21 protein-coding genes are annotated in these 23,615 nt (G+C 60.3%); 5 read left to right on the plus strand and 16 right to left on the minus strand.

Annotation, left to right across the window (positions count from 1 at the left end; translation table 11 throughout):
* Window positions 1-16: 16 nt before the first annotated feature.
* The 8 genes from SDD30_RS07305 to SDD30_RS07340 form a co-directional block, all read right to left on the minus strand.
* The gene (locus SDD30_RS07305; protein WP_434074265.1) at window positions 17-1,417 is read right to left on the minus strand and encodes an NAD(P)/FAD-dependent oxidoreductase; all 1,401 of its coding nucleotides are present in this window, start codon (window positions 1,415-1,417) and stop codon (window positions 17-19) included.
* Window positions 1,418-1,588: 171 nt separating this feature from the next.
* The gene (locus SDD30_RS07310; protein ID WP_434074266.1) at window positions 1,589-2,494 is read right to left on the minus strand and encodes a DMT family transporter; all 906 of its coding nucleotides are present in this window, start codon (window positions 2,492-2,494) and stop codon (window positions 1,589-1,591) included.
* A gap of 247 nt (window positions 2,495-2,741) precedes the next feature.
* A complete protein-coding gene (locus SDD30_RS07315) occupies window positions 2,742-4,010 on the minus strand; it encodes an SLC13 family permease (protein ID WP_434074267.1) in 1,269 nt (422 codons plus the stop codon).
* Between the two features lie 225 nt (window positions 4,011-4,235).
* Window positions 4,236-5,405: an aconitase family protein gene (locus SDD30_RS07320; protein ID WP_434074268.1), complete on the minus strand. Its 1,170-nt coding sequence runs from the start codon at window positions 5,403-5,405 to the stop codon at window positions 4,236-4,238.
* Between the two features lie 156 nt (window positions 5,406-5,561).
* On the minus strand, window positions 5,562-5,966 hold the full coding sequence (locus SDD30_RS07325) for a 2-oxoacid:acceptor oxidoreductase family protein (protein ID WP_434074269.1): 405 nt from the start codon (window positions 5,964-5,966) through the stop codon (window positions 5,562-5,564).
* A complete protein-coding gene (locus tag SDD30_RS07330; protein ID WP_434074270.1) occupies window positions 5,963-6,835 on the minus strand; it encodes a thiamine pyrophosphate-dependent enzyme in 873 nt (290 codons plus the stop codon). The genes SDD30_RS07325 and SDD30_RS07330 overlap by 4 nt, the downstream gene beginning before the upstream one ends.
* A 19-nt stretch (window positions 6,836-6,854) precedes the next feature.
* Window positions 6,855-8,015, minus strand: a complete 1,161-nt coding sequence (locus SDD30_RS07335) for a transketolase C-terminal domain-containing protein (protein WP_434074271.1) — start codon at window positions 8,013-8,015, stop codon at window positions 6,855-6,857.
* A 146-nt stretch (window positions 8,016-8,161) separates the two neighbouring features.
* Entirely contained in the window at window positions 8,162-8,449 is a 288-nt protein-coding gene (locus SDD30_RS07340; RefSeq protein ID WP_434074272.1) for a 4Fe-4S binding protein, read from the minus strand.
* A gap of 595 nt (window positions 8,450-9,044) precedes the next feature.
* Between SDD30_RS07340 and SDD30_RS07345 the strand changes: the two genes are divergently transcribed.
* From SDD30_RS07345 to SDD30_RS07355, 3 genes are all read left to right on the plus strand, one after another.
* Window positions 9,045-11,165: a sigma 54-interacting transcriptional regulator gene (locus SDD30_RS07345; RefSeq protein ID WP_434074273.1), complete on the plus strand. Its 2,121-nt coding sequence runs from the start codon at window positions 9,045-9,047 to the stop codon at window positions 11,163-11,165.
* A gap of 77 nt (window positions 11,166-11,242) precedes the next feature.
* A complete protein-coding gene (locus tag SDD30_RS07350; protein WP_434074274.1) occupies window positions 11,243-11,509 on the plus strand; it encodes an AbrB/MazE/SpoVT family DNA-binding domain-containing protein in 267 nt (88 codons plus the stop codon).
* Entirely contained in the window at window positions 11,499-11,816 is a 318-nt protein-coding gene (locus tag SDD30_RS07355; RefSeq protein WP_434074275.1) for a type II toxin-antitoxin system RelE/ParE family toxin, read from the plus strand. The genes SDD30_RS07350 and SDD30_RS07355 overlap by 11 nt, the downstream gene beginning before the upstream one ends.
* A gap of 45 nt (window positions 11,817-11,861) precedes the next feature.
* On the opposite strand, the gene fdhF is transcribed toward SDD30_RS07355, so the two are convergent.
* From fdhF to SDD30_RS07375, 4 genes are all read right to left on the minus strand, one after another.
* Window positions 11,862-14,558, minus strand: coding sequence for a formate dehydrogenase subunit alpha (gene fdhF, locus SDD30_RS07360; RefSeq protein ID WP_434074276.1), 2,697 nt, complete (start codon window positions 14,556-14,558; stop codon window positions 11,862-11,864).
* A 241-nt stretch (window positions 14,559-14,799) separates the two neighbouring features.
* Window positions 14,800-16,653, minus strand: coding sequence for an NADH-quinone oxidoreductase subunit NuoF (nuoF, locus tag SDD30_RS07365; RefSeq protein ID WP_434074277.1), 1,854 nt, complete (start codon window positions 16,651-16,653; stop codon window positions 14,800-14,802).
* A 171-nt stretch (window positions 16,654-16,824) separates the two neighbouring features.
* Window positions 16,825-17,346, minus strand: coding sequence for an NADH-quinone oxidoreductase subunit NuoE (gene nuoE / locus SDD30_RS07370; protein WP_434074278.1), 522 nt, complete (start codon window positions 17,344-17,346; stop codon window positions 16,825-16,827).
* A 67-nt stretch (window positions 17,347-17,413) separates the two neighbouring features.
* Window positions 17,414-18,481, minus strand: coding sequence for an alpha-hydroxy-acid oxidizing protein (locus SDD30_RS07375; RefSeq protein WP_434074279.1), 1,068 nt, complete (start codon window positions 18,479-18,481; stop codon window positions 17,414-17,416).
* A gap of 86 nt (window positions 18,482-18,567) precedes the next feature.
* Here SDD30_RS07375 and SDD30_RS07380 point away from each other — a divergent pair, with 86 nt between their 5' ends.
* Both SDD30_RS07380 and SDD30_RS07385 read left to right on the plus strand, forming a co-directional pair.
* On the plus strand, window positions 18,568-18,813 hold the full coding sequence (locus tag SDD30_RS07380; protein ID WP_434074280.1) for an AbrB/MazE/SpoVT family DNA-binding domain-containing protein: 246 nt from the start codon (window positions 18,568-18,570) through the stop codon (window positions 18,811-18,813).
* Window positions 18,794-19,213 carry a type II toxin-antitoxin system VapC family toxin gene (locus tag SDD30_RS07385; RefSeq protein ID WP_434074281.1) on the plus strand — a complete coding sequence of 140 codons (420 nt, stop codon included), beginning with the start codon at window positions 18,794-18,796 and terminating at the stop codon, window positions 19,211-19,213. Before SDD30_RS07380 ends, SDD30_RS07385 begins: the two co-directional genes overlap by 20 nt.
* 24 nt (window positions 19,214-19,237) lie before the next feature.
* On the opposite strand, the gene SDD30_RS07390 is transcribed toward SDD30_RS07385, so the two are convergent.
* The 4 genes from SDD30_RS07390 to SDD30_RS07405 form a co-directional block, all read right to left on the minus strand.
* Window positions 19,238-21,028 (minus strand): FAD-dependent oxidoreductase, encoded by a 1,791-nt coding sequence (locus SDD30_RS07390; RefSeq protein WP_434074282.1) that lies wholly within the window; start codon window positions 21,026-21,028, stop codon window positions 19,238-19,240.
* Window positions 21,029-21,135: 107 nt separating this feature from the next.
* Window positions 21,136-21,666, minus strand: coding sequence for a ribonuclease toxin HepT-like protein (locus SDD30_RS07395; RefSeq protein WP_434074283.1), 531 nt, complete (start codon window positions 21,664-21,666; stop codon window positions 21,136-21,138).
* On the minus strand, window positions 21,663-22,010 hold the full coding sequence (locus SDD30_RS07400) for a nucleotidyltransferase family protein (protein ID WP_434074284.1): 348 nt from the start codon (window positions 22,008-22,010) through the stop codon (window positions 21,663-21,665). Before SDD30_RS07400 ends, SDD30_RS07395 begins: the two co-directional genes overlap by 4 nt.
* A gap of 359 nt (window positions 22,011-22,369) precedes the next feature.
* On the minus strand, window positions 22,370-23,608 hold the full coding sequence (locus SDD30_RS07405; protein WP_434074285.1) for an efflux RND transporter periplasmic adaptor subunit: 1,239 nt from the start codon (window positions 23,606-23,608) through the stop codon (window positions 22,370-22,372).
* Window positions 23,609-23,615: the final 7 nt, after the last annotated feature.

Here is a 23,615-nt window from a genome sequence, read left to right on the forward strand (position 1 = left end):
CTTTACTATTGTACCCTTATTCCCCGGCGGCAGCGGCGGCCATAATCGCCCGGGCGGTAATAACCCCGGCGGCCGAAGCCTGGGCCAGGCCCCGGGTAACCCCGGCACCGTCGCCGGCGGCAAAAAGCCCGGGGATATTCGTCTCCAGTTCCCGGTTTAAATTTAACCGGGAAGAGTAGAATTTGACCTCTACCCCGTACAGGAGGGTATGGCGGGAGTTGATCCCGGGCGCAATCTTATCCATGGCCTGGAGCATTTCAATAATAGCCGTCAGGTGCCGGTAGGGGAAGACGAGGGAGAGGTCCCCAGGCGTCGCCTCCGTCAGGGTCGGCGTGACCAGGCCCTTCTCCAGGCGGTCGGCCGTGGTCCGGCGGCCGGAGAGGAGATCCCCCAGGCGCTGAACCAGGACGCCACCGCCCAGGAGGTTGGCCAGCTGGGCTACATAACGGCCGTAGGCTATGGGCTCTTTAAAGGGTTCGGTGAAGGTCTTGCTCACCAGCAGGGCGAAGTTGGTGTTATCCGTCCTTTTTTCGGCATAGGAATGGCCGTTGACCGTCACCAAACCCTCGTTGTTCTCCAGCACTACTTCCCCGTAGGGATTCATGCAGAAGGTCCGCACCCGGTCGTCAAATTTCCGGGAGTAAAAGATAAACTTGGATTCGTAGATCACCCTGGTCAGGTGATCCATGACTGCCGCCGGTACTTCCACCCGGACACCGATATCCACCGGGTTGACAGCCAGCTTCAGTCCCAGTTTACCGGCTACCCGGCGCAGCCAGTCGGAGCCTTCCCGGCCCGGGGCCAAGACGACATAGCGGGCGTTAATCTCCTCACCCTTACGGGTAACCACCCCGGCGACGCGGTTGCCCGCCACCAGGATCTCTTCCACCGCCGTATCGGTCCGCACCTCGACCCCGCGTTCCTCCAGGTAGTCCTTCATGGCCTGAAGGATCTCCTGGGTGCGGCCGGTACCCAGGTGGCGGATGGGTGCCGGTATCAATTTTAGGTCCGCCAGGACGGCCTGGCGCTGGATATCGACAATTCTCTCATCATCGGGGCTGCCGTAAACCTTATCCGGCGCTCCGAAGTGGAGGTAGACTTGATCAACGTATTCTATTAGGGCGGTAACATCACGCTGGGGTACATACTCACTGAGCCAGCCGCCCACCTCCGGCGACAGGGTCAGCTTGCCGTCACTGAAGGCCCCGGCTCCCCCCCAGCCGGATACCACCGAGCAGGGGTTGCAGTGCAGGCAGCTGGAACGCGTCTCCTGGGACGGGCACAACCGGCGTTGCAAACCATGCCCCTTTTCCAGGATCAGCACCTTGAGGCCGCTGCGCTGCCGCACCAGTTCGAGGGCCGTAAAAATCCCCGCCGGGCCGGCGCCGACGATGACCACATCATATTTTGGCGCCATCTTTTCCCCTCCTCCCCCGGCATCCGGGCAAAAAAATAGCCCCTTCACCGGGATTCCTCAGAACAACATTATAATTTTACCAGACCGGTGAAGGGGCGTCAAGAAAAAGATTACGTGATGTCACCGGACAATGATATTGTCACCCTATAAGCGGACTGAGAAAATGTCTATTTATTTACCCGAAGAGGCGAACCCCGCCTTATCCCGTGCCGACGCGCCCAGGTTAACGGTGATTATCCCCGCCGCCACAAGGGCCAGGCCCAGGATCAGGTTCAGGGTCAGTCTCTCCCCCAGGAGCAGGGTGCTGGAGAGAACGCCGAAAACTGGTACCAGGAAGAGGTAGACACTGGTCTGGCTAGCCGGGTAGCGCGCCTGGATGGTCAGGAGGATGGCAAAGCCCAGGGCCGAGGTGAGGATAGCGAGGTAAAATATCGTTCCTAAACTCGGCAGGGTCCAGGAAAAGTGCAAGCCGTGCTCAGCCAGCGCAGATATAAGCAACAACGCCACAGAACCGTATAGCATCTGGTAAGTAGTAACCGCCAATTTGTCGTGTTTTTTAAAGGCGGCTTTTAGGTAGACAGTAGCCAACCCCCAGACTATGGCACCTCCCAGGAGAACCCCGATACCCAGAAACTCGGCCCTGGCCAGATGTACCTGCCAGGGGTCAACCACCAGGATAAGGCCAGCAAAACCCATAAACAGCCCGGCCGCCTGCTTCCAGGCCAGGCTTTCCTTTAAAAGTAAGCAAGCCAGGAAAGTAAAGAAAAACGGATAACTATACAACACTACCGAAGTTATACCGCTTTTTACCAGGCTGATACCGAAATGAAGGGCACCGCCCATAATAGTCGTCTGCAAGAAACCCAGGAGCAGCAAGGGCCAAAAATCCTGGCGTTCATGCCAGAACCGGCCCTGACGTTTGACTGCCAGAGGATAAAGACAGAGGGCGCCCAGGAAAAAGCGCCAGGCACCGAAGGCGAGGGGAGGTAAATAATTGGTACCGATTTTCATAGCCGGATAAGAGAGCCCCCAGATGAAAGTTACTAGAACTAACAGATAGATATCTTTAGCCTTCATGACAAACCCTTCCCCCATGAATGAAACCTGATGGGGCCCAATTTAACGGTTCCCCGGCCGTTAAAAAGGCCCTGGGTAAAACAATATTTTTTATTATACGCCCCCCGACCCCGGAGAAGCAATTGCTTTGCACAGGCAAATCCAGCCACCATCCTGAAGGTGAAAGAAAAACCGCCCACCTGTGGTAGGTGGGCAGTTAACGGTAGATTATAAACGGTCAGGATGCCAGCAGCTGCGGCAGGGAGCTTCAAGGCAACCGCAGGATGCTGAAGGCCAGCCAGCTGATGACGGCACCAACGACGGACATGGACAGGCCCCAGATAAGCATATCCCGGAAGAGCTTCGTCTTATCGGTTTTCTCACCGGCGTTGGCCAGGAAAACGGCGCCGGTGGTCGACAGGGGGCTCAGGTCCGTCAGGAAGCCGCAGACAACAATCGCCGAAAGGAGGGGCATCAAGTCCGTACTGCCCAGTTTCTGCAGCAGGACCGGTGCCAGGGGGATAAAAGCCGGTAGAATGACACCGGTGGTACTAGCGTAGGCGGAAATCAAGCCTGCTATGAAGCCGGCGACTAGGGTCACCGTCAGGGGCGTAGAGAATTTAGCGATGATCGAGGCAAAAAGATCCATGCCGCCGACTTTACTCATAAGCTGCACCAGGACCGTAACGCCGGTGACCATGACAATGGTCCCCCAGGGCATGGCCTTGATGGCCTTGCCTTCATCAACGACCTTGAGCAGGGACAAGATAGCGCCGATCAGAAAGGCGCCGAAGCCGATATCCAGCTTAAAGAAGAGGGCGCCGATAATCAAAACGGCGACGCCGATCAGGGTAATAATCTGGGATTGGGTAAAGGATTCCACCTGGAGGTTGGCCAGGGTCTGGCGCTGGCCGGAATCCTGGGCCCGCAAGAGTTTAAGACCGCCAAAGAGGAGATAGGCGATGATGGCTACCGCCGCGTGGCCGATAAACATATTCAGCCAGAGAACACCGCTGACCCCTGTCAAACCCATTTTCTGGGTTAAACCGGCGGTAATGATCCCTGGCGGCGCTATAGGCGACATGGCCCCGGCCTGGGCGCTGTTACCGACTACCAGGGCCATCAAGAGGGGTGAGATGCCGACTTCTTCCGCCAGGAGCATGGCCGGTGCCGCCATCAGGGCGGATATGGTAATCTGGCCGGGCCCCATGGCCGAGAGCCCGAAGGCGACGAAGAAAAATACAATGGGCAGCAGGGCGACATTACCGCGGACGGCTTTAACGGCGTATTTAGTGATCTTCTCCAGGGTGCCGTTGACCTGGGCAATGGCGAAGAGATAAGTAACCCCGGCCAGCATGATAAACAGGCTGGTGGGATAGCCTTTAAGGATGGCGTCAATCTTCTCTCCACCGATATAATAGCCGACGACCAGGGATAAGCCCATGGCCAGGGTGCCAATATTCAATGAGGTGGTAACACTGATGATAATGGCAATGATCATGGCGATCAGGGATATTACCGGAACAAGACCCTCCATTTAAAACCCCTCCTTTTTATAGCCATATTCCCCATCCTGAAAATAAGGGTCTTCACCATTTTCATCCTTCGCTGGTGCCGCGCCAGCGGCATGGCGTTGCAATTCACTACTTTTCCCCTATTTCGTACCCGCTTTCAAAATCGACCGCCTTCTCCGGATGATATATTAAATTAGCTAAATTCCCGCCACCACCTCCTTTGCTTTTTTACCATTTACTACCGGCCCTCAACCTGCAACTACAGCCCCGGCGGCGGCCGCCCGGCCGGCTGTAAGGGGCGAGGCCAGGTAGATCTCCGCTGCGGCGGCACCCATGCGGCCGGGGGTATTGCGGACCGTGGCCGCCAGGGCGCGGTCACCGGGCGCCAGGAGGCCGGCGTGCTGGCCCGGGCAGGGGCCACAGCCGGGGGGCAGGATAATAGCCCCCTGCTCCCGCAGTGCCCAGCCCAGGCCGCGTTCCTCCATGCCGTCCAGGACGGCCCGGGAAGCCGGTACCACCAACAGGTTCACCTCCGGGTGGACCGGCCGCCCGGCCAGGCCCGCAACCAGGGCTTCCATATCCTCCAGGCGGCCGCTGCCGCAGCCCCCCACCAAGACCTGGGTCAGGGGGATACCGGCCACCTCGCGGACGGGGTGAACATTGGTGGGGGCCGGCGGGCAGGCCACCAGGGGCTCCAGGGTGGCCAGATCGATAGAGAAAGCGGCCGGCGCCGGGGTTTCTCCCGGCGGGACTACCAGGCCGGTGACGCCGCCCATCTCCCCAATCAGGTTGCAGACGCTCATCCTGCCGGCGAGAGAAAGCCGCCAGACGCCCTCCCCCTGGAGGAGGAGAGCCTTGCCCTTGAGGGGTCCATTACCCAGCCGGCTCAGCAGGGCTAGGCCCAGATCCCGGGGAGTAACCGCCGGGCCCAGGGCGCCCTCCAGGTTGACGACTACCACCCCTGGTACCTTCAAAGAGAGTTTCCCGCTAAGGAGTACCGGGACCAGCTCCTCTGGTGCCAGGGAGAAGGCTAGCGCCCCCAAAGCCCCGGCCGTAGCCACATGGCCGTCGGCGCCGGCGATAATCGTCCCCGGCCGGGGGGTAAAACGTTCCGCCACCACCTGGTGCAGGACGCCTTCACCGCGGTAGAAGAGCCCTATACCCTGTCGGCGGGCGAATTCCAGCAGTTCCCGGTGGAGCTGGCGGCTGGCTACCGCCGGCGCCGGCAGAGCGTGGTCCAGGGTAATGACCACCCGGCCCGGTTCCCAGACCTTCCCGCCATCCGGCCAGGCGGCCAGGATCTTGCTGGCGCTGCCGTCGTGGGCCAGGATGAGGTCAACGTTAATCGTTATCTCTTCCCCCGGCACTACCTCCCCGCGGCTGGCGGCTGCCGCCAGGGTTCTATAGAAAAAATTCATCAAGCCACCTGCTCTCCCGAAAATAGGGTTCTACTCACGTACGATCCCCATCACGCTCACCGCCGCTTCGCCGCGGCTGCGTGGAAGTATCTGAAGCCTCGAACCAAGTCGCCTTCCGCCTGTACCCGCCCGCCCCTTGCACCACCCCGGGTGACCCTAAAGGAGCTCCTCCAAGGCCTGCAGAAGGTTCTGCTGCCGGTCGCCGTCCGTTACGGTGGCGACGAATTGAAAACCCCGGCCCCTCTCCCCCAGGGCCGCCCGGTCAATACCGGCGGCAACGATGGTCCCGCCCGCCTTCAGACCCCGGGTCACATCCGTCACCGGTAGCAGGCTGTTGTCCATGACTACCACCACATCCGGGCTGCTGGCATTGGCCGAACGCCGGCGAATAAATTCATTATCAACCCGCACCGTAACCTCCAGGGGCGCCCCCGGTCGGTAGGCGGCAAAGCTTTCAAAAACTTGAGCATATTTACCTCGGGTCAGGGCTGCTGCGGCTACCTTGTTGGCCAGGGCCGCCACCGGCTGGCCGTAACGGCCGTGGAAACGGATCTCCCTCATGACTGCACCCCCTGCCAGGAACGGTCGACTGCGACCTGGAGGGCCGCTATAGCCGCCTCGTCCATGGTCGCAAAGCGTTTCTGGAGCCGTAAATAATCCCGCACCAGTACCCGGTGTTCCGGGATGACCGTCAGCCGGCGCCGGCCATTAACCTCTTCATAGAGCTGCCACAGGCCGCACTCTACGGCCAGCCGCGCCAGCTGCACCGTCTGGTCCTCCCGGATGCCCCAGCCCTTAAAACAGGGGGCCAGGATGTGGATATAACGAAAACCCTGGATACCCATAGCCCGCTGGAACTTCTGGATCAGGTCCAGGGGATAGGCCACAGAGGCTGTGGCCAGGTAGATCGGGTGGTGGGCGGCCATAATGGCCAGCATATCCTTGCGCGGTGTGGGTTTGCCCGCCGGGGTGTCGGGGGTGGTCGCCAGGTAGGGGGTAACGCTGCCGGCCTGCCCGCCGGTATTCATATAGGTTTCATTATCGTAACAGACGTGGATGATGTTCTCCTGGCGCTCGGTGGCCCCGGTGAGGGACTGGAAGCCGATGTCCGCCGTCCCGGCATCCCCGGCCCAGGAGACTACGTTGACGTCTTTAATCCCCTGGATGTCCAGGGCGGCCCGGATACCGGAAGCGACGGCCGGCGCGCATTCAAAGAGGGAGTGGTAAAAGGGTATTTCCCAGGCGGTAGTTAAACCCGAACCGCCGATGGTGGCCATGCAGGAGGCCGGGATGGTAATGATGGTCCGCGGGCCCAGGGCCTTCATGGCCTGGCGCGCCGCCAGAGCGGCGCCGCAGCCGCGGCAGCCGCCGTGACCGCCGGTAAAAAGCTCGGTTTCCGGTACTTCAGCCAAACTATTAATCAGTTCCATCTTCTTCTCACCTCCGGCCTTACAGGCCGTACCATTGATAGGGCACCGGGGGTGTCCCAGCTCCCATCTGCTCACGTACCTGCCGGTAAATACGGGTCAGGTCTTCTACACCCACGTCCCGGCCCCCCAGGCCCAGGATGTAGCTATAAACGGGGACCGCAGCTTGACCGTAGAGGGTAGCCCGCAGCTCCCGGGCCAGGGCGCCGCCCACGCCATAGACAATATTCTTATCTAGGGCAACGACGGCCTTTGCTCCCCGGAGGTTAGCCACTACGGCTGCAGCCGGGAAGGGCCGGAAGAGGCGGATCTTCAGCAACCCGGCCTTGCAGCCCTGTTCCCGCAGGGCATCAACTGCTTCCCGCGCCGTGCTGACCAGGGAACCCATGGCTACCAGAACAACCTCGGCATCCTCCAGGCGATACCCCGTGACCGGACCGCCCCAGTCCCGGCCCGTCAGGCCGGCATAGGCCCTGCTTACTTCCTCCAGGACCCGGCCGGCCCCCTGCAGGGCGGCGTCCTGGTTATATTTATACTCCGTATAAAACCCGGGGCCGGTAACAGTGTTTACCGCCAGGGGGTTCTCCACGTCCAGGACCGGGCGCCGTACCAGGGGCAGGAAGGAGTCCATCACCTCCGGTTCCGGCAGGTCCACCACCTCCCGGGTATGGGACTGGATATAGCCCTCGTAATGCACCATCACCGGCAGGCGTACCCCCTCGTCTTCCCCCAGGCGGAAGGCCTGGAGGATGCTGTCCAGGACCTCCTGGTTGTTCTCGCAGAAAAGCTGCACCCAGCCTGCGGCCTCCTGGGCCACCGCGTCCCCGTGTTCCGGGAAGCGGCTGTGGGGCGCCGCCAGGGCACGGTTGACCACGGCCATGACCACCGGCTGGCGCAGGCCGGAAGTATGGTAAAGGACTTCGCTCATATAGGCCAGTCCCTGGGAATTGGTAATCAGAAAGGGACGCGCCCCGGCCATGGCCGCACCCAGGCAGGCCGCCAGGGCGCTGTGATCGGATTCCACCCGGATAAACCTGGCCTTGAGGTTGCCTTCCGCTATAAACCGGGTGATCTTTTCCATGGCCGGTGCCGCCGGGGTAATGGGGTAGGAGGCCAGGACCTCCACCCGGGCCAGGCGGGCGGCATAGGCGGCGGCTTCATTGCCGTTCAACAACTGGCGCACTATTCTTCACTCCTCATGGCAGGCTGGCATCTCCAGTTCTTACCGCGGCATTACCTTTAGCCTCTTCCCGCTCGCCGAACAGCCGTTACCGATAAATGCCAGCTGGAATTTTCCTGCTTTCGATGGCAATGGTCACTTCCCATTTCTCACACCAGGCCACGGTCGCCGGCATACTCCGGCACCATGGTAATAGCCCGGACGGGGCACTCGACGGCGCAGACGCCGCACCCTTTGCAGAAATTTAGATCGACTCTGACCTCCCCATCGACTACCGCCAGTGCCGCGTCCGGGCAATACAGCAGGCACTCGCGACAAAGGTTGCATTTTTGAAAATCAACAACCGGTCGTTCCTCGCGGATACTGCCCATAGCCGCAGCGGCGGCCATGGTCCCCGGCCGGGCCGATGGTACCACCGGTAGTTCTTTAACTGCCATTTCCTGGCCCCCCTTCGCAATGAGATGCTCATAGAAACTGGCTGCGCCAGTTTCTGTTTTTAGCCCACCTCTCATTTCTCGCGTTCGCTGGTAGATACTAGCCCTCATGAAGGGCTCGATCCGGCAAATAAATTAAATTATGTCCCGATTACTTAATATTATGCAAGTTCCGTGCCAGGGAAATAGGCTATAGAGTCAAAGATTCCTCAGAATGGCTCTTTTCCCCGCCGGACAGGTTTCAGAAAAAAATAAAGCCCCCGGAGAGGGAGCTAACAGGACGAAATTATGTTTCGCTTACGTTACTATTAAACCCATTTGTAACGTTACATAGAGTTAACCTAACTTAACGACGGCGTTGGGCTAACTATAATTTTCATAAATCCCGCTAACACACCCAACTGATCGCCGGTTTAGCCCATCAGGCCGCCCTAACAAGCCGATCAAATAATTCGACACCCCAAAAAGCAGGCAGGAAAATTCCCTTTGATGACGAATTGTAACACTATTAGGCCCCTGTGCGTTTCTCTTTCGCAACGGAGCCCCTCCCAGGGGGCCAGCCGCCACCACGAGGGAAGAAATGAGGGAGGCTTGTGTCTTGCCGGAAATCGCCTTTATCGCCCCTTACGAGGACCTGGCCCACATCGCCCGCCAGGTAAGCCATGAACTGGGGCTGGTCGTGGCCATTCATGTGGCCCGGGTGGAAGAAGGGGCCAAACTGGCCCGCGACGTGGCTAGAAACGGTTGCCAGGTGATCGTCAGCCGCGGTGTGACTGCCTGGCTCATCCAGCAGGCCGTGGACCTCCCGGTGGTTGATGTGCCCATCGGCGGCTACGACATCCTGCGGGCCTATTACCAGGCCAAGCAATTCGGCGGGCCCATCGGCATTGCCGACGTTCCTGATGTCATCCAGGGACTGGAAAGCCTGGAGACCATCCTGGGGGAGAGCTTCCTGAAATATACCCTTAAGGATCAAAACGAGGATATCCGCAACGGCATCCTGGCCCTGAAGGAAGCCGGGGCCGAGGTGGTCATCGGCAAAATCGCCATGGCCCGGGAGGCGCGCAACTTCGGCCTCAACAGCGTCATCATCACCTCCGGCAAAGAGACCGTCTACCAGGCTTTAAAGGAAGCCCAGCGGGTCCTCCAGGTCCGCCACCAGGAGAAGCGCCGGTCCGAGCAGTTGAAGGCTATCCTGGACTTCGCGTACGACGGCATTATCGCCCTGGACGAGGAAGGCCGCATTACCGTCTTCAACCCGGTGGCCGAAAAATTCTCCGGCTGGAAGGCAGCGGACGCCATCGGCCGGCCGGTGACGGAGGTGATCCCGGCAGCCCAGTGCCACATCCTGCTGGGCACCGGGAAACCGGAACTGGGCGAACTCCTGGATATCGGCAACACCCGGGTGGTGGCCAACCGGGTGCCCATCGTCGTCGACGGCCGCCCGGTGGGGGTGGTGACCACCTTCCAGAATATCGCCAGCCTGCAGCACCTGGAACACAAGGTACGGCGCCGCCTGGCCGGGCGCGGCCTGGTGGCCCGGTATACCTTTGCCGATATCCTGGGAGAAAGCCCGGCTTTAAAAGAAGCAGTGCAGCTGGCCCGGGAATATGCCGCCGTTCATTCCACCATCCTGATCCACGGTGAAACAGGCTCGGGCAAGGAGATGTTCGCCCACGCCATCCACCAGGCCGGGCCCCGGCAGCAGGGACCCTTCGTGGCCATCAACTGTGCCGCCCTGCCGGAGAACCTCCTGGAGAGCGAGCTTTTCGGTTACGCCGAAGGCGCCTTCACCGGGGCGCGCAAAGGGGGTAAACCCGGTCTCTTTGAACTCGCCCATGAGGGGACGATTTTTCTCGACGAAATTGGCGAGATGTCGCCCCGCCTCCAAGCCCGGGTATTGAGGGTCCTGGAAGAAGGGGAGATTATGCGCCTGGGTGACGACCGCATTATCCCCGTCAACGTGCGGGTCATCGCCGCCACCCACCGCGACCTGCCACGAATGGTCAAGGAGCAGGCTTTCCGGGAAGACCTGTACTACCGCATCAATGTCCTGAACCTGGAAGTACCCCCCCTGCGGCAGCGGGGGGCTGATATCCTCCTCCTGGCAGAATACTTCCTGGGGGAATTCTGCCGCCAGCTCCAGCGGCCGGCAGGGCGGTTGACGGCCGCGGCTGCGGCTCTCCTCCTCCAGTACGGCTGGCCGGGCAATATCCGTGAATTGCGCAACTGTATGGAACGCCTTTCTTTACGCTGCCATGCCCCGGAGATTAGCGCCGCCGAGGTAGCCCTGGTCCTGGGGCTGGAACTGCTTGCCCCGCCTGCCGCCGGGACACCCGGTAACGGCGGCCGGGGAAATGGCCCGCAGGGTGAAAATTATCTTGATCCCGGCGGGGTAATGGCCGTTAACGGCGGGCAGGGATGGGGGACCGGGCCTGACCGGATGGGGGGAGAAAACGCCGGCAAGACGACGCTCGAGGCAACTTTCCAACAGGGTACGTCAAACCGGATAGGGGGAGAAAACGCCGGGGGAAACACCCGGGGAAACGCCAGGGAAAACCCGGAGGCCCTCGCCGGCCAGGTAAGCACCCTGGAACGCGGCCTCATCAAACGCATCCTGGCCGAAACAGGGGGCAACAAGGCCGAGGCCGCCCGCCGGTTGGGCATCAGCCGCACCACCCTGTGGCGCAAGCTGAAGTCGGAAAATGGGCGTGAATAGGTCTTGATCGGGTTCAGGTAAATAGTTTAGAATATTCATGGTGAACTTATCCAAGGGAAATAAGGAGGCAATAATGTATGACTAAGCAGAGCCAGATGGCTGTACGGGTAGATAGTAAAGGCCGGGTAACGTTGCCCGATAACATAAGAATTGCCTTGGGAATAAAACCCGGTGATAACGTTTTTCTAAAGTATGAACCCGAGGGTAATGTTGTGCGCCTTTCCCGAGTTGCAGAAGATCCCCTGGCAACCCTATGGCAATATGCTGAAAAGGAATATCTGGCCGGGAGAACAAAAGATTTAAGGGAATATGCCAGAGAGCACGGGCTGGCTGATGTCAAATAGATTTGCTATACACATTACGCGGGCAGTTGAAGATGATCTGGAGGATCTGGTGCCTTACCGCGAACGAGTAGTGCGGGAGCTATTGGCTCTGGAAGATAATCCTTATAAAGGTCACACTCTAAAAGGTATATTACGGGGCCTTCGCTCCTTCGAGTTTTCGCTACCCGGTGGCGTCTGCCGGGCTGTATACACAGTTAAGGAAAATAAGCAATTATGCCTTATTATCATTGTCGGTTACCACGAAGGACTTTATGAAAAGGCCGAACGCAGGGTAAAGGCTTTAAAACGTCAGAAGGTCCTGGATTAGAAATCATAAAGGGGGCGTTATAGATACGCCCCCTTTATTTTTATCTTAACTCGCCGGTTCCAGCCGCACCGCGGCCACCTTGTACTCCGCCGTTTTGGCTATAGGGTCGAAGACGGCGTTGGTAAGGATGTTCACCGGGGCTTCCTTATAGTGATAGGTCATGAACATTATCCCCGGCGGCACCCGGTCGGTTACCTGGACCTTCGTCACCAGGCGGCCGCGGCGGGAGACGACGGCCACTTTATCACCCGTTTGCACCCCTAAGGCGGCGGCCTGTTCCGGGTTAATCTCGGCCATCTCCTCCGGCCGGTAGCTCTCCAGGCTGGCCGAGTGGCGAGTAGTAATGGCATAGTGATAAAGCATGCGGCCGGTGGTCAAGAGGATGGGGTATTCCTCGTCTGGCATCTCCGCCGGGGGCTGGTAGTCGATGCCCTGGAGCAACCCTTTACCCCGGGGGAATTTGCCGGCGTGGAGGAACTTCGTTCCCGGGTGGTCCGGCGCCGGGCAGGGCCACTGCAGGCCGTCGCCCTCCAGGCGCTCGTAACTCATACCGGCGTAACTGGGGGTCAGGCTCGCCATCTCGGCGAAAATCTCCGCCGGTGAGTCGTAAGCCATGGGACAACCCATCCGCGTCGCTAGGTCGCCGATAATCTGCCAGTCGGGCCGGGATTCGCCCCGGGGGCTGATGGCCCGCCGCACCCGCTGCACCCGGCGCTCGGTACTGGTAAAGGTGCCGTCCTTCTCCAGAAAACTGGCTCCCGGGAGGATGACGTCGGCGAACTTGGCCGTCTCGGAGATAAAGAGGTCCTGCACCACCAGGAAGTCCAGGTTGGCCAGGGCTTTACGCACATGGGTGATGTCCGGATCCGTCAGGGCCGGGTCCTCGCCCATGATGTACATGGCCCGGACGTAACCCTCGGCCGCCAGGTCGATCATCTCCGGGATTCTCAGGCCCGGGGTGCCGTCCAAGCGGCAGTTCCAGGCGGCGGCGAAACGCTCGCGCACCTCCGGGTTGGCCACCTTCTGGTAGCCGGGGAAGACATCGGGCAGGGCGCCCATGTCGCAGGCCCCCTGGACGTTGTTCTGGCCCCTTAAAGGGTTGACCCCGCTGTATTCCTTGCCCACATGGCCGGTGATCAGGGCGAGATTCGCCAGGTTCATGACGTTGTTGGTGCCGCTGGTATGCTCGGTAATACCCAAGGTATAAAAGATACCCGCCCGCTCCGTGGTGGCGTAGAGGCGCGCCGCGGCGTAGATCTTATCCGCCGGGATGCCGGTAATGGCGGCCACCTTTTCCGGCGGGTAGTTCTGGACCACGGACCAGAGGCTGTCATAGCCTTCCGTTCGCGCCGCGATAAACTCCTTAGCGGCCAGGCCCTCGGTAATAATGACGTACATCAGGGCGTTGATGAGGGCCACATTGGTACCCGGCCGGATGGGCAGCCACAAGTGGGCATAATCCACCAGCTCGATGTGGCGCGGGTCGACGACGATGAGTTTGGCCCCCCGCCGGGCGGCCTGCTTCATCTTCTGGCCGATAACCGGGTGGGCCTCGGTGGTGTTGGAACCGATAATCAGTAAGACGTCGTTATGCTCGATTTCGACAATGGAGTTCGTCATGGCGCCGCTACCAAAGGCAATGGCCAGACCGGCCACGGTAGGGGCGTGTCAGGTCCGGGCGCAGTGGTCGACGTTATTGCTGCCCACCACCACCCGCATGAACTTCTGCATGAGGTAGTTATCTTCATTGGTGCAGCGGGCCGAACTTAAGGCGGCGATGGCCCGGCTGCCGTACTGCTCCTTGATCGCCGTCAGGCGCCGGGCGGTGTAATCCAGGGCCTCGTCCCAGGTGGCCTCCCGGAAACGGCCCTCACCCCGCTCGCCCACCCGGATGAGGGGCCGGAGGACCCGCTCCGGGTTCTCGGCGAAGTCGTTGCCGAAACGGCCCTTGACGCAGGTCCAGCCGCTGTTCACCAGGGGGTTGTCATAGCCCCGGACGCGCACCACATGATCGTCCTTGACGCTGACCTCCAGGTTGCAGCCCACGCCGCAGAAGGTACAGGTGGTCCGTACTTTAGTAAGCTCCCACTCACGGCCCTGCCACAGTCCGGCCTTCTCCGTCAGGGCGCCCACCGGGCAAACCTGGACGCAGTTACCGCAGAAGACACAGGCCTCCGACTGCTTCAAAGTTAAATCCATCGCCGGGGTGACCCGGGTGTTAAAGCCGCGGTGGGCAAAGTTGATAGCGTTATTGACCTGGACCTCGTCGCAGACGCGGATGCACTTGCCGCACAGGACGCACTTGTTCAAGTCGCGGACGATAAAGGGGTTGTCATCCTCGATGGGGTAAGCGTGTTTTTCCCCGTGAAACTTGTCCCCCCGTACGCCGTAGTAGTAGGCGTAGTCCTGCAGGCTGCAGGCGCCGTTTTTGCTGCAGGTGAGGCAATCCTGGGGATGGTTGGCCAGGAGCAGTTCCAGCAACATCCGGCGGGCTTCCAGGACCGCCGGCGACGCCGTCTGCACCACCATGCCTTCGGTAACCGCGGTAACGCAGGAAGCCGGCAAACCGCGCATACCCTCGATCTCCACCACGCACAGCCGGCAGCCCCCCCAGGGCGAAAGGTGCTCATCCTGGCAAAGGGTGGGGATAAAGATACCATTCTCCCTGGCGGCCTTGAGGACTGTAGTCCCGGCGGACACAGTTACTTGCCGGCCATCTATCGTCAAGGTAACGTCAGCCATATATTTCCCCCCTGAATAGATGTAGGAATTGTCTTTTACTAAAAATGTTTTTATATCATCCTGCTGCTGGGGTGAGGCAGGTTCCCTGCGGGCGCCACTTATCGCCCTTATACTTGTGTCGAACTCGGCCGGCTGCGGGCGCGGCCAAAACTTAAGCCTGCGGCCTCGCACCAAGTCGCCCTCGTGATTTGCCCGCCGGTTTTCCTTATGGTGGCCCGGAATCTGCTCAGGAGCCCCCCGCTTACAGCCTGGCTATGGCCCCGAATTTACACTTCTCCATACACGCGCCGCACTTGATGCACAGATCGGGATCAATGCGGTGGGGTTGCTTTTTCTCCCCACTGATGGCCCCGGCCGGGCAGGCGCGGGCACAGGCGCCGCAGCCGGTGCATTTTTCCGGATCAATGGTGTAGATCAGCAAAGCTTGACAAACATGGGCCGGACAGCGCTTATCTTTAATGTGGGCTTCGTATTCGTGGCGGAAGTTCTGCAAGGTAGAAAGAACGGGGTTGGGGCAGGTCTGCCCCAGGCCGCAAAGGGCCGTATTCTTAACCACATGAGCCAGTTGCTCCAGGGTGTCCAGGTCCTCCATGACGCCCTTACCCTCGCAGATGCGGGTGAGGATCTCCAGCATGCGCTTGGTACCTTCCCGGCAAGGGGTACACTTGCCGCAGGACTCCGTTTGCGTAAAGTTCAAGAAAAAGCGGGCCACATCCACCATACAGGTGTTCTCGTCCATGACCACCATGCCGCCGGAGCCCATGATGGCCCCGGCCCGGGTAAGGGAGTCATAGTCCACCGGCAGATCGAGTTTATCTTCCGGCAGGCAGCCCCCCGACGGGCCGCCGATTTGCACGGCCTTAAACTGCTTATCATCCTGGATGCCGCCGGCAATATCGAAGATAATCTCCCGCAAGGTGATGCCCATGGGCACCTCAATCAGCCCGGTCTTTTTCACTTTACCCGTCAGGCAGAAAACCTTCGTTCCCTTGCTCTTCTCCGTGCCCATGGCGGCGAACCACCGGCCGCCGTTTTTAATAATAAAAGGAACGTTGGCGTAGGTTTCGACATTATTGATATTGGTCGGCTTACCCCAAAGCCCCTGCTGGGCCGGGAAGGGCGGCCGCACCCGGGGCATACCCCGCCGGCCCTCGATTGAAGCGAGCAAAGCCGTCTCCTCGCCGCAGACAAAGGCGCCGGCGCCGGCCTTAATGTGCAGGTCAAAACTAAAGCTCGTCCCCAGGATATGCCGGCCCAACAGGCCCTTTTCCTCGGCTGCGGCGATCGCCATTTTTAAACGCTTAATGGCCAGGGGGTATTCGGCGCGGCAATAGATATAGCCTTCATCGGCGCCGATGGCATAAGCGGCGATGGTCATACCCTCGATAACGCTAAAGGGGTCGCCTTCCAGGACACTGCGGTCCATGAAAGCGCCCGGGTCACCCTCGTCGGCGTTGCAAACAACGTATTTTTTATCCCCCGGCGCGCTGCGGGTAAAGCCCCACTTAAGGCCCGTGGGGAAGCCCGCCCCGCCCCGGCCGCGCAGGCCCGAGGTCTTGATCTCTTCAATGACCTGCTCCGGGCTCATCTGCTCTAAGACCTTCTCCAGGGCCGCATAGCCCCCGGTAGCGACATATTCCGCCAGGTTTTCCGGGTCGGTCAGGCCCAGGCGGGAGGTCACCACCCGCACCTGGCGGCTGTAGTAGGGGCTGGCCGGCATAACCGGGATACCCTCATAGGGCGCCGCGCCGCCGGGTAACTGGATGAGAGCCCACTCCCGCACCGGTTCTCCCTGCCGGACGTGGCTTTCCACCAGCTTACCCACCCGTTCCGGGGTCACATCACCGTAAAAAACCCGTGGTTTTCCCGGCAGGGCTACTTCGACGATGGGCTCGGCGTAACACATGCCGATACAGCTCGTCGCTCCCAAAGCGACCTGCAAACCGAGCCGCTCGACCTCTGCCTCCAGGGCGGCCATGACCTTCGCCCCGCCGGCCGCCTGGCCGCAGGTGCTCATGCCCACCGTAAGGGCCGGCCTGTCCACGGGATGATTTTGTTGCTGCAAAACTTGCCGCCATTCCTGCAAATCCTGCAATTTAGTTTCACCTCTCTGACCAGGGTTAGGAACGTTCATTCCCTCTACCGCAGACGGCATGTAAACTTGCCGGCGCAGCAGGAATAACCCAGTGAAGATAAAGTAAGGATGCGGTAACAATAGGGAAGATGCTGGCAATCCCCCTGTCAGCAACCGGGGTTGTCCTGTGATTTAGAGCCCTACGGCTGCAGGCTCCTGGTCCCGGTAACTATCTAAAATCGCCCGGATCTTCTCCGGTGTCAGGCGCCCGTAGGTCTCCTCATTAATCATCATCACCGGGGCCAGGCCGCAGGAGCCCAGGCAGGCCACCGTCTCCAATGTAAAACTACCGTCAGGGGTTGTCTCATTCTTGCCGATGCCCAGGTAGGAGGTCAACGTCTCCAGAACCCGGGCCGCCCCGCGGACGTGGCAGGCCGTCCCCTGGCAGACGCGGATGATATTGCGCCCGCGCGGCTGCAGGTGGAACTGGGTATAAAAGGTAGCCACCCCGTAAACCTTGCTGAAAGGGATCCCCAGCCTGGCGGCAATCTGCCGCATGACTTCCCCCGGCAGGTAGCCGTAGATCTCCTGGGCCTCCTGGAGAAGGGGGATCAAGGAACCCTTGGTGCCGGCGTAACGTTCCATGGCCTCCGCCAGGGCTTTCTCCCGGGCGACTTCCTTAATGTTCGCACCATTATCGCTACATTGACACATTGCTCCGTACCTCCCCGCTAGCAATACATTGAAATTATATCACTAAATCCTCATCCCCGCCAGGTAATTATTTTGCCAGAGTGCTTAGCTTGGAGCGAACAAAATCCAGATACTGGCCGCACAACACCTGCGGCCCTATATCCCCCAGGTCGCCGCAGCCGGTCAGGCGCATGGCCACGGCCAGGTCGTCGGCCAGGGCCTCTAGCTGGAGCTTGACCCCGGCCGGACCGCCCCCCAGGGCGGCGATGGCCAGGGGCCGGCCCACCAGGACCGCCCGGGCGCCTAGAGCCAGCATCTTCAGGACGTCCACCCCGGAACGTACGCCGCCGTCCGCCAGGACGATTAGCTTTTCTCCCACCGCCGCCGCAATCGCCGGCAATACCGCCGCCGTCCCCGGGGTGTGATCCAGGGCGCGGCCGCCGTGGTTGGAGACGACGATGGCCGCCGCCCCGCCGTCCACAGCGGCCCGGGCGTCGGCCACGGTCATAATGCCCTTCAGGATGAGGGGCAGGGAGGTCCCTCGCGCCAGGCCGGCAATCTGGGCCACTGTTTTCGGCTCTACCAGCTGCCCCGCCCGGGTCATATTCACCAGGCCGGCAGCGTCGACATCAATGGCCACGGCGGGGGCACCAGCTGCTTCAGCCCGGCGGATGAGGTTGATGATCTCCGTATCTTCCCGGGGTTTGATTACCGGGATACCCCGCCCGCCGGCCCCGGCGATGGCCTGTAAACCGGCGTCAATGAGTTCTGGGACGGGACCGTCACCGGTGCAGGCGAGGCTACCGGCCTCGGCCGCCCCCTGGACAAAGGCCCGGGCCAGTTCGGCCTCGGCCAGGCGACCCTGGAAGTTTACCCGGGCCCCGGCCACGGCGGCCCCCAGAATGGGAAAGGCCAATTTCTGGCCGAAAAGCCGGAGACCCAGGTTCTGGTCCTTACGGTCGTGAAGGACCCGCAGGTTCACCTGGTAGGCGGCCAGGGCGGCGATATTATTGCGGAAGGCCGCCCCGGTACCAATGCCTCCCATCCCCGGCACCCCCGTCGGGCAACGCCGCCCGTCACACACCGGGCAGACGTGGCAGATCCCCTGCAGCAGCACCCGGGCTCGCTCGCGGATAGATGCCAGATTCGCCGGCATAGGTAGATACCCCCTTATTTCATCTTGCAACTTTATATTTTTAACGTTATACTATCTAATAAATAGTATAACAAGGGGTGGGTTATATGTCCCATGTTGCCCGCATATCCCGTAAAGGTTGGGTAGTTATACCCAAAGAGCTGCGCCAGCGCTATAATATTAGCCCCGGGGCAAAAGTAGTGTTTGCTGAAAGAGACGGTAGCTTATTCCTTACTCCAGTCCCGCCAGATCCCATTGCCTCAGGCAAAGGACTACTTCGGGGTTATCCGCTGGTAGAAACCCTCCTAGCCCAGCGAAAAGAAGAGGTAAAACATGAAGAAATACGTTTTTGACAGTTATGCCCTCCTGGCTTATTTGCAAAATGAGCCAGGGGCCGATCAAATTGAGGCTATGATCAATGAGGCTCAGGATGAGGCGGCGCAAATCTTAATAAGTGCTGTTAACCTTGGTGAAATTGCTTATATTATCGCCAGAACCGCCGGGACAAAAAAATTAAACGAAACGATGGCCCTGCTGGAAACGTTGCCCATAGAAGTTATCACTGTAAATAAAGAATTTGCCCTCACCGCAGCTAAGTATAAAGCCCAATATTCTATTGCCTATGCCGATTGTTTTACCCTGGCCCTCGGGGTCCAGACTGATAGTGAAATAGTTACCGGTGACCCGGAATTCCATAAAGTCAGCGAACAGGATCACATTATCTGGTTGCCGGAAAAAACAAAATCACAGTAGTTGCAGCCCCGTCGCGTTGCCGGGTCACTTATCCACCCGGGCACCGAAACGCTGCACCAGAATACCCCGCACGGCCGCCACGTCGACGTCGGTGAAGGTACCCGGATCGCGCCCCTGGGAGGCGGCGTAGGCCGCCGCCACCCCGGCGGAATCCCCCAGGACGCATTGATTGGGCAGCACCCGCAGTTCGGCCCAGGCCAGGGAGGAGATGCCGGCGGCATAGCCGGGGATCAGCAGGTTGGGCACTGTCCGGCTCAGGAGGACGTTAAAGGGGATATAGACCGGGTTGGCGGGCCGAGAAGCCGCTCCCGGCGTCGTCCGGGGGAAGTCGGGCCGGAGATAGGGCGTCACCGGCCAGCGATAACGACCGTCGCCGCCTTTAAGGTCACTGAACCGGTAGGCATTGACATCCTGCCAGTAGAAGCCCAGGCCGATACGGTTTACATAATTCGCAAGGTCCTCGCCATCCCGGGGACCAACCCCGGCGTGATGGCTGGCCGCCGTAGTCAGGGCGTAGTTGCTGTTCTCCGTCCCCGGCCCAGCTTCCCGGGGATCTATCACTGTATGCACCGTTTCCCGCAGATAAAGCGTCCCGGCGGTGACCGGACGCCCCCCGGCATCCCGCACCAGTTCCGCCGCCTGAAAACCGTCAAAGCGCCGCAGGGCCTGGAGCAAATCGGGAGTGGCCAGCACCTCCCGGGCCTCCTGCCAGGCCGTATCTGTATCCAGGGCTCCCGGCGCCGTATCCCGGGGATAGGCATCGTGCCAGCGGTCGCGGCCGTTGGCGCGGCCGTCGACGTTAAAGATCAGGAGGGCGTTGACCCACCACTCCCGGCTGCCAGGCCCGTCCTGGGCGGCGTTAAGGGGCTTTAAAGCAAAACCCCGGGGGCCGTATCTATCATTAAACCCGGTAACCACCGGGTCGTTTATGTAAACTTCTCGGCCACCGTAAGCACCCCAGATCCCCTTTTCCCGGTTAAAAACCATATCCGGGTAATTGCCGGGCCGGACGCCCTGGACCTTAAACATCAAAGTCGCCGCCTGCTGGCGGGGTCGTAAGTTCAGCCCGGCCCCGGCGGCCTCGCCTTGCGCCGGCATGACGGCGGCCGCCTGGCGTTCTGCTGACAGCTCCCTCGGCCAGCCGGTTCCCTGCTGGTTCGGCTTAACATAATCCGGCGTCAAAAACTCCCCCAACCAGTCGGCTCGCCCCACCGTCACCCCGGCGGCACTTAAACGACTGAGCCGCCCGTCTTCCGAGGCGTCGACAAATATTGACGCCGTTAGGATGCGGCGGCCCCGGCCCCAAACAACGCTCCCGGCAGCATCCCGCTGCAAGTCCCGCAAGGCCAGGGCGCGCAGCCGGCCCCGCCGGTCCTTCTGGAGGGCTGTGATATCCATGGCCCAGTAAGTCTGCAGATTGGGTAGCCGGCCCAGGTCGGCGGCGATTTGCGCCACCAGGTCGGCAGGCCGGTAAAAGGGCCCGGTAGCCGCCAGCCAGTGGGCAAAGGAGCCCCCCTGGGCGAGCCTGCCGTCCCGGTTCCAGTAGCGCAGGTCCCAGAAATTCTGGCCGCCCACGGTGGCCAGACCGCCGTACTCGCCCTCAGGGTAGGGGACTACCAGGACCACCTGCTTATCCGGTGCCGTGGCCGCCGCCTTCCAGGCTGCCGCGCACCCGGCCAGGCCGCCGCCGTAGACGGCGATATCCGCCCAGGCCGCCGGCGCCACCAGGGGCCAGCCCTCCGGGCGGCTCCCCGTACCCCGGAGAGTTAACATAAGACCCAGGATTATAAAAAACAAGAGCAAACGCTTTACCATTAACTAATTCCCATCCACTCTTTATGCTTAACATAAAATGTTTCCCATCGTCCAAATCACGCCTATAACTCCCCGTGTCAAGGCGCGTATAATCATGGACAATAATATCATGAAATTGGGCCATCTGCAGCCAACCCGAGAAGGTGGCGCATTCTCAGGATAAAAAAATGGATGTCCTTTTTAAAGTCACCGGCCAGCCCAGGCAAGCCCTCTAGCAGCTGGTGGATTTTATCCGGGTCCAGGCTGAAGCCATAAATGTTACGGAAAACGTGCCTGAAGGCCCGGAACTCATCCAGATTCTTAGCTGTCTTCCCGTCCAGTAAGGCCGGGCGTAAGCCTGGTACTTCCAGGGTCATCTGATCCAGTAATTCTTTATGCCATTGTTCGCCGGCAGGGACAGAGCAGTCGATATCCCGCGCTACAATTCTAAAAATCTTTTCTATCGCCGTATAATAATCATGTAAGATCGAGCCGACTATTCGCAGGGACGCTTCGTCGGTGAGGCTGAAGCCCCCCAGGGAATCGGCTTGAATCTTGGGGAATAAGTTGTACCGCGCTAATTCCCTTTCCAGCCTTTCCAGGTTAGCTACTTCTTTACTAATACGGGCTTCCAGCAGAAGGTATTTTTCCGGGATCATATTGCCACCCCTTCCCGGGCTATTTCTTTTTGTAAAGAGGGCAGGGCATCCTCCGCACACACAATGCTAATATCAAAGGGAGCAGCCAGGCGCCCAGCTCGAGCCAGCATCTGCCAGTAGGGGCCTGTAAAACCGGTGACATAAAGGTCGATATCGGAGGCTTCCTGAAAATCACCCCGGGCCAGGGAACCATACAGGATAACCTGCTGCACACCATAATTAGCGCGTAAAAAGGCGGCTACCTCCCTGGCTTTTTGCCAGGCCAGTTGCCGTCGCCGTTCTAATGCGCAGGCATGCTGCTGGTTGAGCAACCTCTGGAGGCGGTCGAATTCCTGCGCCTGCAATAGTATCGCCTCCGCAACTGCCAGTATTTTTACTATGGAGCCGGGAAGCCGCTGCCAGAAATAACCTTCAACTCTTACCGGTAAATCCGCTCGTAAACAACGGCGGCCGCCAAGGGCCGACCACGATGAGCTGCCGCACTATCTTTCTGTACTTATCTTAAAGTTCCGGCTGCTATTTGTCAAGAAAAGGTAGCCCCCTGCAGCACGGGTGACCGCAAGGGGCTGCCAAAAACTTACCTGCAGATTTGCGGGGCGAGTGAAGCCGGCGGCGAAATGGCATATAACCTTCGTTGGCATAATGAAGGCCCTAAAATTTATATATCCCGGTCAAGCAAAAAGGCTTCCGGTTTCGCTAAAGCTTACGCCGCCGGTGGCGCCAGAGCGTTGTTTACCCTGGGGGGCTCCACTGTTACCGCCATCTTATCCTGCAGCACAGCGACGTTGGTGACGGCCACCTGTTCCCCGGCCTGGAGCCCCTGGAGGACCATCACCTGCCGGTCGTTTCGCAAACCCAGGGTTACCGGCCGCCGTTCCACCGTGCCGTTTTTGACCACGAAGACATAGTCCTGGCCGTTGTCCGTGCGGACGGCCGCCACCGGGACGACGATGCCCGGGGCGCCGGTCAACTTAAAGACGGCCCGGGCCGTCATACCAGCCTTGAGGTCACCGGGGTTGGGCAGGCTGATCTCCACCGGAAAGCGCTGGCCGGCGGCCGCCGCCACCGGGCCCACCTGGGTCAAGGTGCCGGTAAACTCCCGGCCCGGTAGGGCGTCCAGGGTGACCGCCACCTTTTGCCCGGCGGCCAGCAGGGGTACTGCCTCCTGGCCGACTGTCCCCTGGAGCTTCAGGGTGGAGGTATCGGCGATGGTCAGCAGGGGCAGGGGGCTGGTCGGCGCGGCCATCTCGCCGGGGTTTATGTTACGATTGGTGACAACACCGCTGAGGGGACTGGTTATGTCGGCGTTACTCATAGTAACTTTAATGGTGTTGGCCGCTGCCTCGGCTTGGGCCAGGCCGGAGCCGGTGGCGATGGCATACTGCTTCTGGGCCGCCTCAAACTGTTTCTGGGCCGCCTGGTAACCGTTTTGGGCCTGATCCAGCTTGGTCCGGGCGTCGTCCAGTTGGCTCTGGGACGCTGCGCCGGCATCCACCAGGGCTTTGATCCGGTCATAATACTTCTGGGCGGCATCCAGGCCGACCCGGGCATTGGCGATATTAATCTGCGCCGTCTCCATCCCGATTTGCGCCTGTTCCGCCTGGTCCCGGACGCCCCGGACGGCAGCCTCGGCCTGGTTGAGCTGGGCCTGGAGCTCTTTAGTATCAACGGTCACCAGGAGCTGACCCGCCTGGACATGATCGCCGACATCAGCCTTGACGGCCGTCACCTGGCCCGCCAACTTACTGATCACATTGGCCGTCCGCGCCGGCACCAGGGCGCCGGCTATTTCTACCGTCGTCGTTACCTGACCCTGGCCGGCGGCCATCACCTGGACAGCCACCTGTTCGCCGGCCCCGGCCCGGGCGCCGCAGCCGGCAGCGCCCATGGCCAGGAAACCTGTAAGCAGCAGGGTCAGAACCCTCTTTCCCCTTGCCTTCATGGCTTGC

Origin of the sequence: Moorella naiadis (nom. illeg.), assembly GCF_051020825.1 — a bacterium.
Lineage (GTDB): Bacteria > Bacillota > DSM-521 > Neomoorellales > Neomoorellaceae > Neomoorella > Neomoorella naiadis.

Bases quoted from the DNA above. Each gene is read 5' to 3' on its own strand.
- SDD30_RS07305 (WP_434074265.1), bottom strand. From the start codon at position 1,417: ATGGCGCCAAAATATGATGTGGTCATCGTCGGCGCCGGCCCGGCGGGG.
- SDD30_RS07310 (WP_434074266.1), bottom strand. From the start codon at position 2,494: ATGAAGGCTAAAGATATCTATCTGTTAGTTCTAGTAACTTTCATCTGG.
- SDD30_RS07315 (WP_434074267.1), bottom strand. From the start codon at position 4,010: ATGGAGGGTCTTGTTCCGGTAATATCCCTGATCGCCATGATCATTGCC.
- SDD30_RS07320 (WP_434074268.1), bottom strand. From the start codon at position 5,405: ATGAATTTTTTCTATAGAACCCTGGCGGCAGCCGCCAGCCGCGGGGAG.
- SDD30_RS07325 (WP_434074269.1), bottom strand. From the start codon at position 5,966: ATGAGGGAGATCCGTTTCCACGGCCGTTACGGCCAGCCGGTGGCGGCC.
- SDD30_RS07330 (WP_434074270.1), bottom strand. From the start codon at position 6,835: ATGGAACTGATTAATAGTTTGGCTGAAGTACCGGAAACCGAGCTTTTT.
- SDD30_RS07340 (WP_434074272.1), bottom strand. From the start codon at position 8,449: ATGGCAGTTAAAGAACTACCGGTGGTACCATCGGCCCGGCCGGGGACC.
- SDD30_RS07350 (WP_434074274.1), top strand. From the start codon at position 11,243: ATGACTAAGCAGAGCCAGATGGCTGTACGGGTAGATAGTAAAGGCCGG.
- SDD30_RS07355 (WP_434074275.1), top strand. From the start codon at position 11,499: ATGTCAAATAGATTTGCTATACACATTACGCGGGCAGTTGAAGATGAT.
- nuoE (WP_434074278.1), bottom strand. From the start codon at position 17,346: ATGTGTCAATGTAGCGATAATGGTGCGAACATTAAGGAAGTCGCCCGG.
- SDD30_RS07375 (WP_434074279.1), bottom strand. From the start codon at position 18,481: ATGCCGGCGAATCTGGCATCTATCCGCGAGCGAGCCCGGGTGCTGCTG.
- SDD30_RS07380 (WP_434074280.1), top strand. From the start codon at position 18,568: ATGTCCCATGTTGCCCGCATATCCCGTAAAGGTTGGGTAGTTATACCC.
- SDD30_RS07385 (WP_434074281.1), top strand. From the start codon at position 18,794: ATGAAGAAATACGTTTTTGACAGTTATGCCCTCCTGGCTTATTTGCAA.
- SDD30_RS07390 (WP_434074282.1), bottom strand. From the start codon at position 21,028: ATGGTAAAGCGTTTGCTCTTGTTTTTTATAATCCTGGGTCTTATGTTA.
- SDD30_RS07395 (WP_434074283.1), bottom strand. From the start codon at position 21,666: ATGATCCCGGAAAAATACCTTCTGCTGGAAGCCCGTATTAGTAAAGAA.
- SDD30_RS07405 (WP_434074285.1), bottom strand. From the start codon at position 23,608: ATGAAGGCAAGGGGAAAGAGGGTTCTGACCCTGCTGCTTACAGGTTTC.